This window comes from Streptomyces lichenis, from assembly GCF_023218175.1.
GTDB lineage: Bacteria > Actinomycetota > Actinomycetes > Streptomycetales > Streptomycetaceae > Streptomyces > Streptomyces lichenis.
Map to the genome: position 1 here is coordinate 1 of NZ_JALPTH010000023.1, position 15,653 is coordinate 15,653.

Annotated in this window: 14 protein-coding genes and 1 pseudogene; 7 read left to right on the forward strand and 8 right to left on the reverse strand. The window is 75.4% G+C overall.

Annotated elements, in window-relative coordinates:
• The coding region (locus tag M1O15_RS21860; RefSeq protein ID WP_248635815.1) for a D-alanyl-D-alanine carboxypeptidase family protein at positions 1–1,060 on the reverse strand (1,060 nt) is incomplete at its 3' end.
• A gap of 66 nt (positions 1,061–1,126) precedes the next feature.
• Here M1O15_RS21860 and M1O15_RS21865 point away from each other — a divergent pair.
• The 4 genes from M1O15_RS21865 to M1O15_RS21880 all read left to right on the forward strand — a co-directional run bounded on the left by M1O15_RS21865 (position 1,127) and on the right by M1O15_RS21880 (position 6,301).
• The gene (locus tag M1O15_RS21865; protein WP_248635816.1) at positions 1,127–1,627 is read left to right on the forward strand and encodes an SsgA family sporulation/cell division regulator; all 501 of its coding nucleotides are present in this window, start codon (positions 1,127–1,129) and stop codon (positions 1,625–1,627) included.
• A gap of 368 nt (positions 1,628–1,995) precedes the next feature.
• Positions 1,996–3,384 carry a diaminobutyrate--2-oxoglutarate transaminase family protein gene (locus tag M1O15_RS21870; protein WP_248635817.1) on the forward strand — a complete coding sequence of 463 codons (1,389 nt, stop codon included), beginning with the start codon at positions 1,996–1,998 and terminating at the stop codon, positions 3,382–3,384.
• A complete protein-coding gene (locus M1O15_RS21875) occupies positions 3,381–4,916 on the forward strand; it encodes a pyridoxal phosphate-dependent decarboxylase family protein (RefSeq protein WP_372499536.1) in 1,536 nt (511 codons plus the stop codon). Before M1O15_RS21870 ends, M1O15_RS21875 begins: the two co-directional genes overlap by 4 nt.
• A complete protein-coding gene (locus M1O15_RS21880; RefSeq protein ID WP_248635818.1) occupies positions 4,913–6,301 on the forward strand; it encodes a lysine N(6)-hydroxylase/L-ornithine N(5)-oxygenase family protein in 1,389 nt (462 codons plus the stop codon). Before M1O15_RS21875 ends, M1O15_RS21880 begins: the two co-directional genes overlap by 4 nt.
• Here M1O15_RS21880 and M1O15_RS21885 read toward each other — a convergent pair.
• Together M1O15_RS21885 and M1O15_RS21890 are read right to left on the reverse strand one after the other, a co-directional pair.
• A complete protein-coding gene (locus M1O15_RS21885; protein WP_248635819.1) occupies positions 6,289–6,903 on the reverse strand; it encodes a phosphatase PAP2 family protein in 615 nt (204 codons plus the stop codon). The genes M1O15_RS21880 and M1O15_RS21885 overlap by 13 nt on opposite strands.
• Before the next feature lie 188 nt (positions 6,904–7,091).
• Entirely contained in the window at positions 7,092–7,553 is a 462-nt protein-coding gene (locus M1O15_RS21890) for a hypothetical protein (protein ID WP_248635820.1), read from the reverse strand.
• A gap of 730 nt (positions 7,554–8,283) precedes the next feature.
• Between M1O15_RS21890 and M1O15_RS21895 the strand changes: the two genes are divergently transcribed.
• Positions 8,284–9,045, forward strand: coding sequence for a VOC family protein (locus tag M1O15_RS21895; protein WP_248635921.1), 762 nt, complete (start codon positions 8,284–8,286; stop codon positions 9,043–9,045).
• A gap of 21 nt (positions 9,046–9,066) precedes the next feature.
• Here the strand turns inward: M1O15_RS21895 and M1O15_RS21900 are convergent, their stop codons facing one another.
• Positions 9,067–10,248, reverse strand: a complete 1,182-nt coding sequence (locus tag M1O15_RS21900) for a serine/threonine-protein kinase (RefSeq protein WP_308282382.1) — start codon at positions 10,246–10,248, stop codon at positions 9,067–9,069.
• A 217-nt stretch (positions 10,249–10,465) separates the two neighbouring features.
• Between M1O15_RS21900 and M1O15_RS21905 the strand changes: the two genes are divergently transcribed.
• The gene (locus tag M1O15_RS21905) at positions 10,466–11,005 is read left to right on the forward strand and encodes a flavoprotein (RefSeq protein WP_248635821.1); all 540 of its coding nucleotides are present in this window, start codon (positions 10,466–10,468) and stop codon (positions 11,003–11,005) included.
• A gap of 86 nt (positions 11,006–11,091) precedes the next feature.
• On the opposite strand, the gene M1O15_RS21910 is transcribed toward M1O15_RS21905, so the two are convergent.
• Positions 11,092–11,625 carry a GNAT family N-acetyltransferase gene (locus M1O15_RS21910; RefSeq protein WP_248635822.1) on the reverse strand — a complete coding sequence of 178 codons (534 nt, stop codon included), beginning with the start codon at positions 11,623–11,625 and terminating at the stop codon, positions 11,092–11,094.
• A gap of 55 nt (positions 11,626–11,680) precedes the next feature.
• On the opposite strand from M1O15_RS21910, the pseudogene M1O15_RS21915 reads away from it, so the two are divergent.
• Positions 11,681–12,150 (forward strand): annotated as a pseudogene (locus M1O15_RS21915) (HAD family hydrolase); the annotation flags it as partial.
• 126 nt (positions 12,151–12,276) lie between these two features.
• On the opposite strand, the gene M1O15_RS21920 reads toward M1O15_RS21915, so the two are convergent.
• The 3 genes from M1O15_RS21920 to M1O15_RS21930 are packed head-to-tail and all read right to left on the reverse strand — an operon-like array spanning position 12,277 to position 15,523.
• The gene (locus M1O15_RS21920; RefSeq protein ID WP_248635823.1) at positions 12,277–14,226 is read right to left on the reverse strand and encodes an ABC transporter permease; all 1,950 of its coding nucleotides are present in this window, start codon (positions 14,224–14,226) and stop codon (positions 12,277–12,279) included.
• A gap of 38 nt (positions 14,227–14,264) precedes the next feature.
• A complete protein-coding gene (gene modA, locus M1O15_RS21925; RefSeq protein ID WP_248635923.1) occupies positions 14,265–15,095 on the reverse strand; it encodes a molybdate ABC transporter substrate-binding protein in 831 nt (276 codons plus the stop codon).
• A 32-nt stretch (positions 15,096–15,127) separates the two neighbouring features.
• Positions 15,128–15,523, reverse strand: coding sequence for a TOBE domain-containing protein (locus tag M1O15_RS21930; protein ID WP_248635824.1), 396 nt, complete (start codon positions 15,521–15,523; stop codon positions 15,128–15,130).
• Positions 15,524–15,653 lie beyond the last annotated feature (130 nt).

Below are 15,653 nucleotides of genomic sequence, written 5' to 3' on the forward strand. Positions count from 1 at the left end.
GGGGGGGGGGGGGGGGGGGGGGGGTGGGGGTGGGGGGGGGCGGGGGCGGGGGGAGGATGGAGCCGACCGGCTGGGCCTTGGGGGCGGCGGCGAAGCCCCAGTCGAGGAGGCGGCGGGCCTCCTCGTAGACGTCGAAGGCGCCTCCGCTGCGGGGGTTCATCACGGAGACCACCAGGGTGCGCGAGCCGTGCCGGGCGGCGGTGATCAGGGTGTGCCCGGCGTTGGTGGTGTAGCCGTTCTTGATGCCGAGGACGCCGGGGTAGCGCCCGACTCCGTCGTCGCCGGTGAGCAGGCGGTTGGTGTTGCGGATGCCGTAGGACCAGCCGCCGCCGGGGAAGTCGGCCTCGGCGGTGGCCGCGTACCGGGCGAAGTCCGGGTTCTGCAGCCCGGCCCGGCCGAAGACCGCCAGGTCGTACGCGGAGGAGACCTGGCCCTCGGTGTCGTAGCCGTCGGGGGACTTCACCCGGGTGTCCAGGGCGCCCAGTGAGCGGGCCTTGGCCTCCATCTCGCGGGCGGTGCGCTGCCAGCCGCCGTTCAGCCCGGCCAGCACCCGCACCGCGTCGTTGCCGGAGCTGAGGAAGACCCCCCGCCACAGGTCGGCCAGCTTGTAGGTGACCTCCTCGCGCACGCCGACCAGGCTGGAACCGTCACCGACCCCGCGCAGTTCGTGCTCGCTGACGGTGTGCTGCCGTTCGGGGGACTGCCCGGGCAGCGCGGTCAGCGCGAAGAGCGTCTTCAGGGTGGAGGCGGGCGGCAGCTGCCTGTGGGCGTCGCGGGCCGCCAGCACGTCGCCGCTGCGGGCGTCGGCCACCAGATACGCCCGGGCCGTCACCGCCGGCGGGCCCGCCACCCCGGGGGGCACCCGGACCTGGGTGCCGGGGCGGTGCAGCAGCGCGGGACCGGCCGCCGCGGCGGGGCGCGGCGGCATGGGCTCCACGGGGCGCGGCCCGGCGACCGACCGCGCGGCGGCGGGTGCGGAGGGCCCCCCGGCGGGGGGCGCGGCGGGCGCGAGCAGCAGCACGGCGGGCAGCACGGCGGCGGCGAACGAACTGACGATCATTCAGTCACGGTAAGAAGGTTGACGGCCCGGCGCGCGCCGGAGCGCGGCCGTACGGAGTACACCTGGGTGAACATCCGCATGAGGCGGATGGCCCGGGGCACCGGGAAGAGGTCGCTGTCCTGCCCGCTACCCCCACCCCTGGAGGACGAGATGGCCCCCGACGAGATGACTCCTGTCCTGCGCGACAAGGTCTTCATGCGCCTGGTGTCGGCCGAGGGCCACGAGGTGCCCGTGCTGGCGCATCTGACCTATGACGCCCGTGACCCGTATGCCGTCATCATCGGCTTCACCCACGGCGGCTGCGTCTACGCCGAATGGCGGCTGGACCGGGACATGCTCTGGGAGGGGATGCGGGGCACGGTGGGCGAGGGCGATGTGCGGATGTGGCCCTCGCTGAACGGCAGCCGGCAGGAGCTGTGCATCGAGCTGCTGGGCGAGACCGTCTTCTCGGTCTGGGCGCCCTCGCTGGAGCGCTTCCTCGCCTCCTCGTACGCGTCCGTCCCGGCGGGCCAGGAGAATCTGGAGGAGTTGGACGCCTTCCTCGCGGAGCTGCTGGCCGCGGGCTGAGCGGCACCGCCTTCGCGCCCTGCGCCGCGGTCGATGGGGACGTCGCCGCTGGTGCCATCTCGGTTGCCCTCCTCACGGTGCCATGACGCCGGTGGTCCGGTTTCCTCGTGGGGTACGGATGCTCGCTCCTGGGCGGGGCAAACCGGACGAGTCGTCACTCTTCCGGGCGATTAGTGGACGTACGTGCAAGCGGGACCATGCGGGCGTGTCGTCAAGTTCGCGGCTGTCGTTGGCGGTTGTGTCGGTGGGACGCTGTCCTGGTGCGGTGGTGGGGGCGGGTGGCCGCCACCGGAGGCGCACCTTCAGGTTAGGCTAGCCTAACTGACCGTCAGAAGGATGACGCGGAACGACGAAGGGCGCTGTCCGCCATGCTGCGAGCCCAGCTTCTCGACCGTCAGACCCAACGCGAGTCGGCGGCTCGCACCTACGCCCGCACCCTGCCGGTCGCCCCGGCCACGGCCGCCGGGGCCCAGGTCACCGGGGTCGACGGGCGGACCTATCTCGACTGCCTCTCCGGGGCGGGCACCCTCGCCCTCGGGCACAACCACCCCGCCGTGATCGACGCCCTCCAGGCCACCCTGGCCTCCGGGGCGCTGCTGCACGCGCTGGACCTGATCACCCCGCAGAAGGACGCGTTCTGCGCCGAGTTCCTGCGCCGTCTGCCCGGTGGGCTGCGCGAGGACGCCCGGCTGCACTTCTGCGGCCCGGCCGGGACGGACGCGGTGGAGGCGGCGCTGAAGCTGGCCCGTACGGCCACCGGGCGGCGCGGGATCGTCGCGTTCACCGGGGCGTACCACGGGATGACCCTGGGCGCGGCGGCCGTGTCCGGGCCCGCGGGGATGCGGGCGGGCGGCCCGGCCGACGCCCAGCCGGTGACCCGGGTGCCCTACCCGTACGCGTACCGCTGCCCGTTCGGCGTCGGCGGCGCCCCGGAGGCGGCGGGGGAGCTGTCGGCCCGGGTGCTGGAGAGCCTGATCACCGACCCCAGCAGCGGTGTCGAGCGGCCCGCCGCCGTGATCCTGGAGGTCGTCCAGGGCGAGGGCGGGGTGGTGGAGGGACCGGACGGCTGGCTGCGCGAGGTCCGCCGGATCACCGCCGAGCACGGGGTGCTGCTGATCGTGGACGAGATCCAGACCGGCGTCGGCCGCACCGGGCACTTCTGGGCCTGCGAGCGCGCCGGGGTGGTCCCGGACATCCTGGTCGCCTCCAAGGCGGTCGGCGGCGGACTGCCGCTGGCCCTCATCGCGTACCGCTCCGAGCTGGACCGCTGGCTGCCCGGCGCGCACACCGGGACCTTCCGGGGCAACACCCTGGCGATGGTGGCCGGGGAGATCACCCTGCGCACGGTGGCGGAGGAGCAGCTGCCCGAGCGGGCCGCGAAACTGGGCGAGCGGATCCGCCGTGAGCTGCGGGAGATGGCGGAGTCCCGGCCGGAGTTCGGTGAGGTGCGGGGCAGGGGGCTGATGATCGGGGTGGAGATCGTGGACCCGGCGGGCCCGCCGGACCGGCTGGGCAACCCGCCCGGTGACCCGGTGCTGGCCTCCGCCCTGCGCGCCGCCTGCCTGGAGCGCGGACTGATGCTGGAGCTCGGCGGGCGGGAGGACACCGTGCTGAGGCTGCTGCCGCCGCTGACGCTGACGGACGGGGAGGCGGACGCGGTGCTGGAGCGGATCGCGGGGGCGCTGGCGGCGGTCGCCCGGCCGGGTGCCCGGCGCACCCCTCGGCGGGCCCCCCGGCAGGGGCGGCGGGGCGCGTGAGCGGGGCAGGGGACAACCCGATCGGCGACCCCACCGCCGGCCCCCGGGGGCGCGCCGCGCTGGCCGGAGGGGTGCACGGGGCGGACGCCCTCGCGCCGCTGACCGCCGTGGTGCTGGACGCGCTGCGGGCCGGGGCGGTGCGGCGGGGCGGGCCGCTGCCCGGGGGCGGGCCCGAGGGGGTGGAGGAGCGGTTCGGCGCGCTGGAGGTGCTGCCCCGGCACGGGGTGGGCGCCGAGACGGCGCTGCGCGAACTGGTGGAGCTGGTCGCCGAGGGCGCCGCGGACCCGGCCGACCCGGCGTGCGCGGCCCATCTGCACTGCCCGCCGCTGGCCGTGGCCGCCGCCGCCGACCTGGCCGCCTCCGCGCTCAACCCCTCGATGGACTCCTGGGACCAGGCGCCCGCCGCCACCACCGTCGAGCGGGCGGTGACCGCCGAGCTGGCCCGGCTGGTGTACCGGCGGGGCCCAGGGTCCCCCGGCCCCGACGCGCTGATCACCAGCGGGGGCACCGAGTCCAATCTGCTGGGGCTGCTGCTGGCCCGGGAGGAGGCCCGGGCCGCGGGCGGGCGGACGCTGCGGGTGGTGTGCGGGGCTACCGCCCACCACAGCGTCCGGCGGGCCGCCTGGCTGCTCGGGCTGCCCGAGCCGGTGGCCGTGGAGTGCCCGGGCGGGCGGCTGGACCCCGAGGCGGTACGCGGCGCCCTGGCCGCGCTGCCCGCCGGCGCGGCCGCCCTGGTGGTGGCCACCGCCGGGACCACCGACGAGGGGCTGATCGACCCGCTGCCCGCCCTCGCCGACGCCGCCGCCGCGCACCGGGCGCGGCTGCACGTGGACGCCGCCTACGGCGGACCGCTGCTGTTCAGCGAGCGGCTGGCCCCCCGGCTGGCCGGGGTCGAGCGGGCCGACTCGGTCACCTGCGACCTGCACAAGCTGGGCTGGCAGCCGGTGGCCGCCGGGGTGCTGGCGGTCGCCGACGCCCGGTATCTCGCGCCGCTGCGGCTGACCGCCGACTACCTCAACGCCGACGACGACACCGAGGCCGGGCTGCCGGACCTGCTCGGCCGCTCGCTGCGCACCTCCCGGCGCCCCGACGCGCTGAAGATCGCCGCCACCCTGCGGGCCCTGGGCCGGGACGGCATGGCGGCGCTGGTGGAGCGGTGCGTGGCCACCGCCGAGGAGCTGGCCGCCCGGATCGACGCCCACCCGGGGCTGCGCCGCCGCCCCGGCGGTACGGGGATCAGCACCGTGCTGTTCCGGCCCACCGCCGCCGACCGGCTGCCCCCGGAGCAGGGGGACGCCCTGGTGGCCGAGGTGCGGCGGCGGCTGCTCCAGGAGGGGCGGGCGGTGCTGGGCCGCGCCCGCGCCGAGGACGGCGAGCGGGGCGGGGCGCGGCTGTGGCTGAAGGCCACCCTGCTGCACCCGCACACCCGGGCCGCCGACTTCGCCGGGCTGCTGGACCTGGCCGCGGAGCCCGTCACCCCCGTTCTCCCCGCACCACGCACCACCGCACGTACCGACGGAGGAACCGTATGACCGCCAGCGACCCCACGCCCCGTATATCCGGCGGGGACGGCACCGCCGAGCGGCCGCTGGACCTGCTGGGGGTGGGCGCCGGGCCGTTCAACCTGTCGCTGGCGGCGCTCGCCGACGGGGTGCCCGGGCTGCGGGCCGCGTTCCTGGAGCAGCGCCCCGCCTTCCGCTGGCACCCCGGGCTGCTGATCGAGGGCGCCACCCTCCAGGTGCCCTTCCTGGCCGACCTGGTCAGCCTGGTGGACCCGACCAGCCGGTGGTCCTTCCTCAACTACGTACGCGCCACCGGGCGGCTGTTCCCGTTCTACTTCGCCGAGCGGTTCCACATCGACCGGGCCGAGTACGAGGCGTATCTGCGCTGGGCCAGCGAGGGGCTGGCCGGCTGCCGGTTCGGGCACCGGGTGGAGCGGCTGGCCTGGGACGCCGAACGGGCCGCGTTCGCGGTGGACTTCACCTACCAGGAGACCAGCCCCGGGCGGCTGTACGCGCGGCACCTGGCGCTCGGCGTCGGCACCGCCCCGCACGTACCGGAGCCGCTGCGCTCCCTCGCCGCCGACCCCGGGGTGCCCGTACTGCACTCCGCCGACTACCTGGAGCACCGGGCGGAGCTGCTGGCCGCCCGGCGGGTCACCGTGGTCGGCGCCGGGCAGTCCGGCGCCGAGATCCTGCTCGACCTGCTGCGGGCCCGGCCGGCCGGGGCGGAGGGGCTGAGCTGGCTGGCGCGCACCGAGGCGTTCGCGCCGATGGAGTACTCCAAGATCGGTCTTGAGCAGTTCACCCCCGACTACACCGCCTACTTCCGCGCGCTGCCCGAGGCGGAGCGCGACCGGCTGCTGCCCGCGCAGTGGCAGCTGTACAAGGGGGTCGACGCGGAGACCCTGGGCGCGATCCACGACGAGCTGTACCGGCGCACCCTGGGCGGCGGCTGGCCGGACGTGGTGCTGACGCCGGGGGTGGAGGTGACCGGGGCGGAGCGCCGCGGCGGGCGGGTGGAGCTGGCGCTGCGGCACCGGCGGCAGGACGCCCGGGAGACCCTGGCCACCGATGCCGTGGTGCTGGCCACCGGCTACCGCGAGCGGCCGCTGGAGGTGCTGCTCGGCCCGCTGGAGAAGTACCTCGGCCGGGACGGGCGCGGGCGGCCGCTGGTGGACGGGGAGCAGCGGCTGGTGCTCGATCCGGCGGTGGGCGGCTCGGTGTTCGTGCAGAACGCCGAGCGGCACAGCCACGGGGTGGGCGTGCCCGATCTGGGGCTGGCCGCCTGGCGGTCCGCGGTCATCGTCAACGCGCTCACCGGTGCGGCCGGCGGCCCGGAGGCGTACCCGCTGCCCTCCCGTACCGCCTTCACCACCTTCGGCCTGCACCGGCCCGAAGGGACTCAGCCCAGGTAGACCAGGGTGGTGGCCGCGCCCAGCGCGCTGCCCGCGAGGACCTGGCCCCGCGTGTGGTAGCCGAGCGCCACCCGGCTCCAGCAGACGGCGGCCGTCATCGCGTACCCCGGCAGCCACCAGGGGCTGTGCACGGCGGCGAGCAGCGCGACCACCGCCGAGGCGACCGAGGCGTCCACCGAGATCTTCCACACCGTGTTGACGGCCAGCAGCCCGATGGTCATCACCCACAGGCCCAGCATGGCGAGGAGGATCCCGGCCGGGGCGTGCCCGGCGGTCATCACCAAGGCGCCGGTGCCGACCGAGCCGAGGATGACCAGGAAGATTGGGGCGCGCTTGGTGCGGTCCACCACATGGCGGTCGCCCCAGCGGCCGCGCCCGCGCTCCCACTCGATGTACCCGGCGGGCACGATCCCGGCGCAGAGCGCCCCCAGCAGCCCCCAGAGCAGCCCGCTCCAGTGCCCGGCCGCCGCCCAGCCGAGCCCGGTCATCCCGGCCAGCAGCACGTTGCGCGGCTGGAGGGCGTCGGTGACGGCCCGCGCGAGGGGCTGGAAGCGCTCGGCGGCGGCGCGCTCGGCGGCGGGGAGGGCCGGGGCGGTGGTCATGCGGCGGGCTCCGCGGCGGGGAGGGGCGGGGCGGTGGTCATGCGGCGCGCTCGGCGGTGGGGCGGGGCGGGGCGGTGGTCATACGGCGGGCTCCAGGGGCTGCGGTGCGGCCGACGCCGCGGCCTCGGTGTGGTCGCGGGGGCGTGGCCGCGGGTCGCTGTGCGTACACCCCCGCGCCCGGGCGGTGTTCACGGCCGCCCGTCCCGGGGGTCGGCGCCGGGCCGCCCCTGCCCCCGGTTCTGCTTCTCCTCCTCCAGGAGGGAGAGCGCGAGCTCCAGCAGTTCGGCCGGAATCCCGTCCTCGCCCATCCCGCGCGCCGCGATGCCGACGATGTCCCCGGTGCGGCTCCTGGCGAGGAACTGGAGCCCCGCCACCACGTCGTCGACGACCTCCGACTCCTCCTTGAAGAACCGCCAGTCCACGCCGAAGCCCAGCCCGAGCGCCTTCAGGATGTCCTCGGAGGGGTGGGTGACCTTGCCCGCCAGGATGTTGGAGAAGTAGCTGTGGGAGAGCGAGCCGCCGCGATCCCTGACCAGGTCGGCGAAGAACCGGCCGGAGACCCGCTGGCCGGGAAAGGTCCGCTCGACCATGTACGAGACCTTCTGCTGCAGCGTCCTCAGCTCGGGCGCGTGCTGTTCGCCGTCGGTCATCCGGTGTCTCCCGGTCGCGAGTGGTTCGCTTACGGTAACGGGCCCCGTACGGTAGCCCACCGCCCTTCCGCCTCCGCAGCGGATTCGGACTTGCGTAACCACTCTACGTCACTGTTAACTCGAAAAAACACGGGCAGGGGGCCACGAGGGGAGTCCCTTGCCCGTGCCTGGCGTATGCCGGGCGCGTATGCCCGGTGCGGCCCTCGGGCGCGTGCGGGCATAGGTGTAGCCCGTCGCGACGGGGGATGCACGACGGGCTACAGCCCTCAGTATGACACCCCGTCAAGCGGATGTACCGACCGACTCGCAGATTTTCGACGCGCGGGACGGGACAAGCCTCGCTAGCGTGACAATTCGGGCCGGTTTTTCCGGAGACAGTCCGCCGAACGAGCGAGAACCGCGCGCGATCCGTACGAGGCGCGGGTGCGATCGCGGTCCCATCCGGATGCGCGCGGGCGAGATCCGAGTGGGTCCCGAGTGGGGTCCGAGTGGGGTCCGAACGGAACCCCGGCCGGGCTCCGGGGCGATCCGCGGGGGGATCGGGGTCTCCCGTACAGGATCGGCGTACGGCGGCCGAGTGGGAGAGAAGAGCATCGCCATGACCGCACACCCCGCAGAACCCGCACCGTCCACCGGGACCGGCCAGGCCGCCGGGAGCGAGCCGACCGTGCACGCCACCGCGGCCGGAAAGGCCGCCGTGCGCGAGGGCACGCCGATCTGGGCGGACGCCATGTTCGCCGACCTCGCGGGTGCCAAGAGCTACTACGCGGAGGTGCTCGGCTGGACGTTCGGCGAGTCGTCCACCGAGTACGGCGACTACACGGAGGCGTACGCCGAGGGGAAGGCGGCCGCCGCCGTGGTGCCGCCGATGCCGGGCGCGGAGGACGTCTCGGCCTGGTGCCTCTACCTCGCCTCGCCGGACGCCGCCGCCACCGCCGAGAAGATCCGCCGGAACGGCGGGCAGCTGCTGATGGAGCCCATGGCGGTCGGCGAGTTCGGCACCATGGCGCTGGCCCGGGAGCCGAGCGGCGTCGTCTTCGGCGTCTGGCAGCCCGGCACCCACCGCGGCTTCGACGCCCGGCCGCCGATGCGCGGAGCCTACTGCTGGGCCGAGGTCTTCACCCGGGAACCGGAGCGCGCCGACGCCTTCTTCCAGGCGGTCTTCGGCTACCGGCAGCAGCGGATGGACGACCCCGGCGGCGACTTCCGCCTCTACAACCTGGGCGAGGACACCGTGCTGGGCCGGATGTCGATCAGCGGCGAGGACTTCCCGCCGGAGATGCCGCCCTATCTGAACGTCTACTTCACCGTGGACGACGTGGACCGCGCCTGCGCCAGGACCCGCGAGTTGGGCGGCAGCGTCTACTACGGCCCGATGGACAGCCCGTTCGGCAGGTTCGCCGCGCTGGGCGACCCGATGGGCGCGGCGTTCTCGGTGATCGACATCCACACGGTGAAGGGCGAGATGCCGCGGATGGAGGACGTGTCCTGACGGCGGACGGACGGAGGCCGGTCACCGCTCCGGGGTGGTGGGGGCGGCCGGGGCGGTGACGGCGCCGGTGGGGGGTTCGGCGGGGGTGGTGGCCGAGCCGGTGTCGGGCGCGAAGATCGCCATGCCCAGCCAGACGGCGGCCAGGAAGGCCACCGTCCCGGCGATGGCGCTGGCCACCCGGGGGCGGCGGCTGACGAAGGCGCGGGCCGAGGTGGTGGGGCGCCGGGTGGGCTGGGCGCGCCGGCCGCGGCCGGTGCGCGGGGCGGCGGTGCCCGGCAGGGCGTACGTGGTGGGGCCGGAGGGCCGGGTGGCGGGGGACGCGGCCGGCAGCGGCGCGATGCCGGTGGCGGGCGCCGGGGGGCCGGACGGGGCCGCGGCCAGGTGGGCCGGGGCGCCGCGCCAGACGCCGGAGCCGAAGAAGTCGGCGATCTGCTGGGCGGTGGGCCGTGCCTCGGGCCGCTTGGCGAGCATGGCCAGCAGCCGCCGCTCGAACTCCGGGGTGACCGGCACCCCCAGGGTGGTCGGCGGCACCGGGGCGGAGTCGATGTGCTGGTAGAGGATGGCCGTGGAGGTGTCGGCGTGGAACGGCGGCTGCCCGGTGAGCAGCTGGTACAGCACACAGCCCAGCGAGTACACGTCCGAGGCGGGCCCGGCCGGCTGCCCGAGGGCGCGTTCGGGCGCCAGATAGAGGCTGGTGCCCACGATCTGCCCCGCGGTGGTCAGCGCGGCGGCCGGGTCGTCCACGAACCGGGCTATGCCGAAGTCGCCCAGCTTCACCGTGCCGTCGGCGTCGGTGAGCAGGTTGCCCGGCTTGATGTCCCGGTGCACGATGCCCTGCCGGTGGGCGAGGGCCAGCCCGGCGGCGGTGTGCGCGGCGACCACGGCCACCCGGTCGGGGGTGAGCGCCCCCGCCCCGGCCAGCTCCTGGGCGAGGCTGTGCCCGGCCACGTACTCCATGACCAGGTAGAACCGGCCGTCCCAGGCGCCGAAGTCGAAGACCCCGACCACATGCGGGTGGCTCAGCCGGGCGGCGGTCTGCCCCTCCAGCCGGAAGCGCGCCGCCGTCTCCGCGTCGGAGTCGTCGCCGAGCAGCAGCTTCAGTGCCACCGGCCGCCCCAGCACCTCGTCCGTGGCGCGCCAGACCTCTCCCATCGCGCCGCGGCCGATGGCCGACTCCACCCGGTACCGATCCGCCACCAGCACCCTGTGCACCTACCCGCCTGACCGACTGCTCTGAAGTGTTCGGCGGATCGGCCGCGCCGCAAGGGGCGTGGTGGGGGGCGAGTCCGCGACAGGCTCAGGGTACTCACCCGCGCGGGGGCCCCGACAGGACGGTGGGACGGAAGACCGCGGAACCGGCGCGGTGTCAGCGCCGGTGTACCGTCCGGCCGTTGGCCGCCCCCGGGAGTCAGGAGCCGCAATGACCGCGCACGAGGCCGAGGACACCGCCCGGCGGCCGCTGCTGGGGGTGGTCGTCTGCGCGGCGGGCGTCGCCGGCGGCGTCGGCGACCTGCTGGCCGAGGCCCGGGGGCGCGGCTGGGAGGTCGGGGTGATCGCCACCCCGCAGGGGCTGGGCTTCCTGGACCGGGCCGCCGTGGAGGCGGCGACCGGCCGCCCGGTCCGGTCGGCCTGGCGGCTGCCCGGCGAGGAGCGGCCGCCGCGCGACCCGGACGCCCTGGCGGTCGCCCCGGCCACCTTCAACACCCTCAACAAGTGGGCCGCCGGGATCGCCGACACCCTGGCCCTGGGCATCCTCTGCGAGGCGTACGGGAAGGGGGTGCCCACCGCCGTACTCCCGGCCGTCGGCCCCCCGCTCGCCGCCCACCCCGCCTACGCCCGCAGCCTGGCCACCCTGCGGGAGATGGGCGTCCTGATCGGCGGCGGGGACGGCTTCCGCTGGGCGGAGGCCCTGGAGCTGCTGGAGCCCGCCCGGGCACGGCTCACCGGCGGAGCCGCGTAGCGGGGCGGTCCCGGCGGGTTCCGGACCCGCGTCGACCCGATGCCCCGCCCCCGCCGAGGCGCCGGGCGCACCGGGTGCCCGCCCGGTCAGCTGGGCGCGAGGAAGACCACGACGTCCGTCGGGTCCCCGGGCAGCGGTGCGGGCTCCTGCCAGCCCATCCGGCGGTAGAACGCGAGCGTGTCCGGTGCCCCGACCCAGGCCAGCAACCAGGCACGCCCGTCCGGCACCGTCTCGGTGAGCGCGCCCAGCAGCCGCCGCCCAAGACCGGTCCCGCGGGCGTGCTCCCGTACCCCCAGCTCGTCCACCTCGAAGGCGCCGACCAACAGCTCCTCCACTCGCTCGGCGCCGAGGCGGCGCGTCACCTGGGGGTAGGCGCGGTCGGTGCGGAACGGGGCGAGGGCGGTCCACCCGGTGGCGAACCCGTCGACCCCGCCGCCGTCCGACAGGGCGAGCACGGCCCGGAACCCGGGGCGGCAGGCGTCGGTCTCCAGCCGCTCCCGAAACGCCGCCCGGGTCTCCGCACGGTCCCGGCGCGGCCAGGGAGGGGCGGTGAAGACCTCCGCGTACGCCTCCGCGAGTTCGTCGGCCATGGTGAGGATGTCCCGTTCGAAGTGCCGCATGAGGGCTGAACCTATCCGCGGGGGCGGGGGGTTGGGGAGATGGGGGCGCGGCGGTCCGGCTACCTGGCGCGGCACGCTCAACGACCATCCCGAAGGGCGGCGTCTCTACACCGCGCTGGAGATCGGAAGGATAGGGCAGTCCGATTGGAACGAGGGCACGGCCCCTCTCCTCGGGAAGCACGTGGATCCGGTGAACCTGATGGGGCGGGCGTGGGCCGAGGTGCCCGTGGCCGGCCGGATGGTCGCGCTCGCCCGGGCCGCGCGCCACCGGCCACCGGCTCGCGCTGCTGTCCAACAGCTTCGGTCTCGACCCGTTCAACCCGTACGAACACGCCGGCATCTGGGACCTGTTCGACGTGCATATGGTGTCCGAGCTTGGACGATCACGCCATGAACCTGCGGCCGTCTGCCGAGTTGGGTATCGCCACCGTCCACATGACGGACGAGGCCACGGCCGTGGCCGAGCTGGAGGCGATCCTCGGCGTGACCACCGCGTTCGCCGCAAGGCACTTCGAGGTGGCATGAGCACGGGAGCAGGTGGCGGAAGCCGCCGCGGTGTCCGTCGGCGTGGTCCGCAAGCTCGAACGCGGCGGGACGGCTTCGCTGCCTTCCCTGCTTTCGGAGCCGCGTAGCGGGGCGGTCCCGGGTGCCTCAGCGGGGGACGAGGACGACTTCGGTGGCCTTGACGGCCGCGTACACCGGGGTGCCGTCGGTGAGGGCGAGGTCGGCGGCGGCGGCCGGGGTGATCTCGGCGACCAGGTCGGGGGCGTCCGGGCAGGTGATCAGGGTGCGCAGCCGGGAGCCGACCGCGGTGATCTCGCGGACCGTGCCCGGCCAGGTGTTGCGCGGGCTGCCGCCGGGCGGTTCGCGGTGGAGGGAGACCGCTTCCGGGGCGATGATCGCGAGGGCGTCGGTGCCGGGGGTGATCGGTTCGGCGGCGACCACGGCCGCGCCACCGGGGGTGGTCAGCCCCTCGGCGGTGGCGGTGCCCGGCCAGGCGTTGCGGCCCAGCATCCGGGCCACCCAGGCCGAGCGGGGGTGCCGGGCGACCTCGGCGGGGGCGGCGTACTGCACCGGGCGCCCGTCCTCCAGGACGAGGACCCGGTCGGCCAGCGAGACCGCCTCCACCGGGTCGTGGGTGACCATCAGGCAGACCCCGCCGAAGCCGTCCAGATGGCGGCGCAGGGTGTGCCGGACATGGGCGCGGGTGGTCTGGTCGAGCGCGGCCAGCGGTTCGTCGAGGAGGAGGAGGCGGGGGCGGGCGGCGAGCGCCCGGGCCAGGGCGACGCGCTGGGCCTGGCCGCCCGAGAGCTGGGCCGGGCGGCGGTGGGCCAAGTGCCCGACCCCGAGCCGGTCCAGCCACCCCTGGGCGGCGTGCCGGGCCTCGGCGCGGGCGGTGCCCTGGGCGCGCAGCCCGTAGGCGGTGTTGGCGAGGGCGGTGAGATGGGGGAAGAGGGCGCCGTCCTGCGGCACCCAGGCGACCTGGCGGCGGTGCGGGGCCAGCGCGCCGACCTCGTCGCCGCCGAGCCGGAGCCGGGCGGTGGCCCGGTCGGTGAGCCCCAGCAGCGCGCGCAGCAGGGTGGTCTTCCCGGCGCCGTTGGGCCCGACCACGGCGATGGTGGTGCCGGGCTCGGCGTCCAGGGTGAGGCGGAGGAAGCCGGTGAGGTCGGCGTGCAGGGATGAGGGGGTGGCGGGGGACGGGGACGGTGCCTGTGGAGCTACGGGGAGGGGCTCGGCGGCGGGCTGTTCCGGGGCGGCCGGGTGGCGGTCCCTGGGGGTGGTGGACCAGCGACCGCGCAGGGCGATGAGCACCGTCATGGCGATGGCCAGCAGGAGGAGGGAGACCGAGGTCGCGGCCTCGGGGCGCTCCTGGAGCAGCAGGTAGACCTGGAGCGGCAGGGTCTGCGTACTGCCGGGCAGATTGCCCGCGAAGGTGATCGTGGCGCCGAACTCGCCCAGCGCCCGCGCCCAGGTGAGCGCCGCCCCGGCGGCCAGACCGGGGGCCACCATCGGCAGGGTGACCGTGGCGAACACCCGGGCCGGGGAGGCGCCGAGGGAGGCGGCGGTCTCCTCGTAGCGCCGGTTCAGGCCCGCCAGCGCGCCCTCCAGGCTGATCACCAGGAACGGCATGGCCACGAAGGTGGCGGCGACCACGGCCCCGGAGGTGTGGAAGGGCAGGGTGACGCCGAACCAGTCCTCCAGCCACGGCCCGAGCAGCCCGCGCCGCCCGAAGCCGAGCAGCAGCGCCACCCCGCCCACGGTCGGCGGCAGCACCATCGGCAGCAGGACGAGCGAGCGGACCAGGGCCTTGCCGGGGAAGTCCACCCGGGCCAGCAGCCAGGCCAGCGGCACCCCGAGGAGCAGCGACAGCCCCAGTGCCCAGAAGGACACCAGCAGGGAGAGCCGCAGCGCCTGGAGCGCCTCCGGGCTGGTGAGGTGGGCGCCCAGCTCACCCCAGGAGGTGCGGGCCAGGATCCCGACCAGCGGCAGCAGCAGGAAGCCGACGGCGAGCAGCGCGGGCAGGACGAGGGGGACGGGCACCCGGGTACGGGGGCGTACGCCCGCACGCGCCCCCGCCCGTACCCGGTCCTTCGTTCCCATGCGTCCCGTTCCTGTTCCCGCCGTCCGCGTCCGGCGGCTCAGCCCTGCGGCTTCGGCGACTGGAAGCCGGCCTCCAGCAGGATCTTCTGCCCCTCGGGGCCGGACAGCCAGGCGACGAACGCCTGGGCGGCGGCCGCGTTCTTCGAGTCCTTCAGCGCGGCGGCCGGGTACTCGGCGATGGCGTTCTGGTCGTCCGGGATCTCGACGGCGTCCACCTTGTCGGGGGCGCTGTCGGCGTCCGTCTTGTAGACCAGGCCCGCGTCCGCCTCGCCCAGCTGGACCTTGCTCAGCACCGCGCGGACGCTGGCCTCCTGGGAGACCGGCTTCACGGTGATCTTCTGCTTGTCCAGCACCTGCTTGCTGTACTTGCCGGCCGGCACCTCGGGGGCGGCCAGCACCACCTTGAGCCGGGGATCGGCGAGGTCCTTCAGCTCGTCGACCTTCTCGGGGTTGCCCTCGCCGGTGGCGATGACCAGGCGGTTCTTGGCGATCACGACCGGGGTCTCGGCCTCCGCCCTCACCTTGTCCATGCTCTTGGTGTCGGCGGTGACCAGGGCGTCGGCGGGGGCGCCGTTCCGGATCTGGGCGATCAGCTCCTGCGAGCCGGCGAAGGAGAAGTTCAGCTTGGTGCCGGGGTGGCTCTTCTCGTACGCGGCGCCCGCCGTCTTGAAGACGTCGGTGAGGGAGGCGGCGGCCAGCACGGTGAGGTCGGCCGCCGGCGCCTGGGGGGCGGAGGCGGACGGCGAGGCGCTCCGGCCCTCGTCCTTCGCGCCGGAGTCGGCGTCGGAGCCGCAGGCGGTGAGCGGGAGCAGCAGCGCGGCACCGGTGAGGGCGGCCGCGGCGCGGCGGCGGGCGGGGAGCTGGGACAGGGACAGGGACATCGGGGCGACTCCTGGAGTCGTCAGGGGCGGTCGATATGGACGCTGGTGGACTTCACACGGGCCGTGGCCTGCATGCCGACCTCCAGGCCCAGTTCCTCGACGGCCTCACGGGTGAGCAGGGAAACCAGCCGGTGCGGCCCGGCCTGGATCTCGACCTGGGCCGCGACATCGCCGAGCTTGATCGCGGTGACGATGCCCGGGAACGCGTTGCGGGCGGAGGTGTAGGGGACGTCTTCCTCCCCGTTGCCCTGCTGCGCCACCTCGATCGAGAACGCGGCCAAGGCCTGCCCGTCGATGAGGCGGCGGCCGCCTTCGTCGCGATGGGTCGCGACCCGTCCGGCATCCGCCCAGCGGCGCGCGGTGTCCGGGCTGACGCCCAGCAGCCGCGCGGCCTGACCGATTGTGTAGGACTGCATGTCCGGAACGGTAGGCACCGTGACCTCTTGTTTGCAATGTTTCAGCGCTTTGGCCATGGCAGATGCGAGCCTGCTCGGAGGAACCTCCAAGGGGGAGGGGAAGCTGTCCCGGCGTCCTCGGGTGGGCGGC

Excerpts from the sequence above, each read along its gene's own strand:
- M1O15_RS21930 (WP_248635824.1), bottom strand. The coding sequence starts at position 15,523 with ATGCAGTCCTACACAATCGGTCAGGCCGCGCGGCTGCTGGGCGTCAGC.
- M1O15_RS21870 (WP_248635817.1), top strand. The coding sequence starts at position 1,996 with ATGCTGCGAGCCCAGCTTCTCGACCGTCAGACCCAACGCGAGTCGGCG.
- M1O15_RS21910 (WP_248635822.1), bottom strand. The coding sequence starts at position 11,625 with ATGCGGCACTTCGAACGGGACATCCTCACCATGGCCGACGAACTCGCG.
- M1O15_RS21895 (WP_248635921.1), top strand. The coding sequence starts at position 8,284 with ATGTTCGCCGACCTCGCGGGTGCCAAGAGCTACTACGCGGAGGTGCTC.
- M1O15_RS21920 (WP_248635823.1), bottom strand. The coding sequence starts at position 14,226 with ATGGGAACGAAGGACCGGGTACGGGCGGGGGCGCGTGCGGGCGTACGC.
- M1O15_RS21905 (WP_248635821.1), top strand. The coding sequence starts at position 10,466 with ATGACCGCGCACGAGGCCGAGGACACCGCCCGGCGGCCGCTGCTGGGG.
- M1O15_RS21890 (WP_248635820.1), bottom strand. The coding sequence starts at position 7,553 with ATGACCGACGGCGAACAGCACGCGCCCGAGCTGAGGACGCTGCAGCAG.
- M1O15_RS21885 (WP_248635819.1), bottom strand. The coding sequence starts at position 6,903 with ATGACCACCGCCCCGGCCCTCCCCGCCGCCGAGCGCGCCGCCGCCGAG.
- M1O15_RS21880 (WP_248635818.1), top strand. The coding sequence starts at position 4,913 with ATGACCGCCAGCGACCCCACGCCCCGTATATCCGGCGGGGACGGCACC.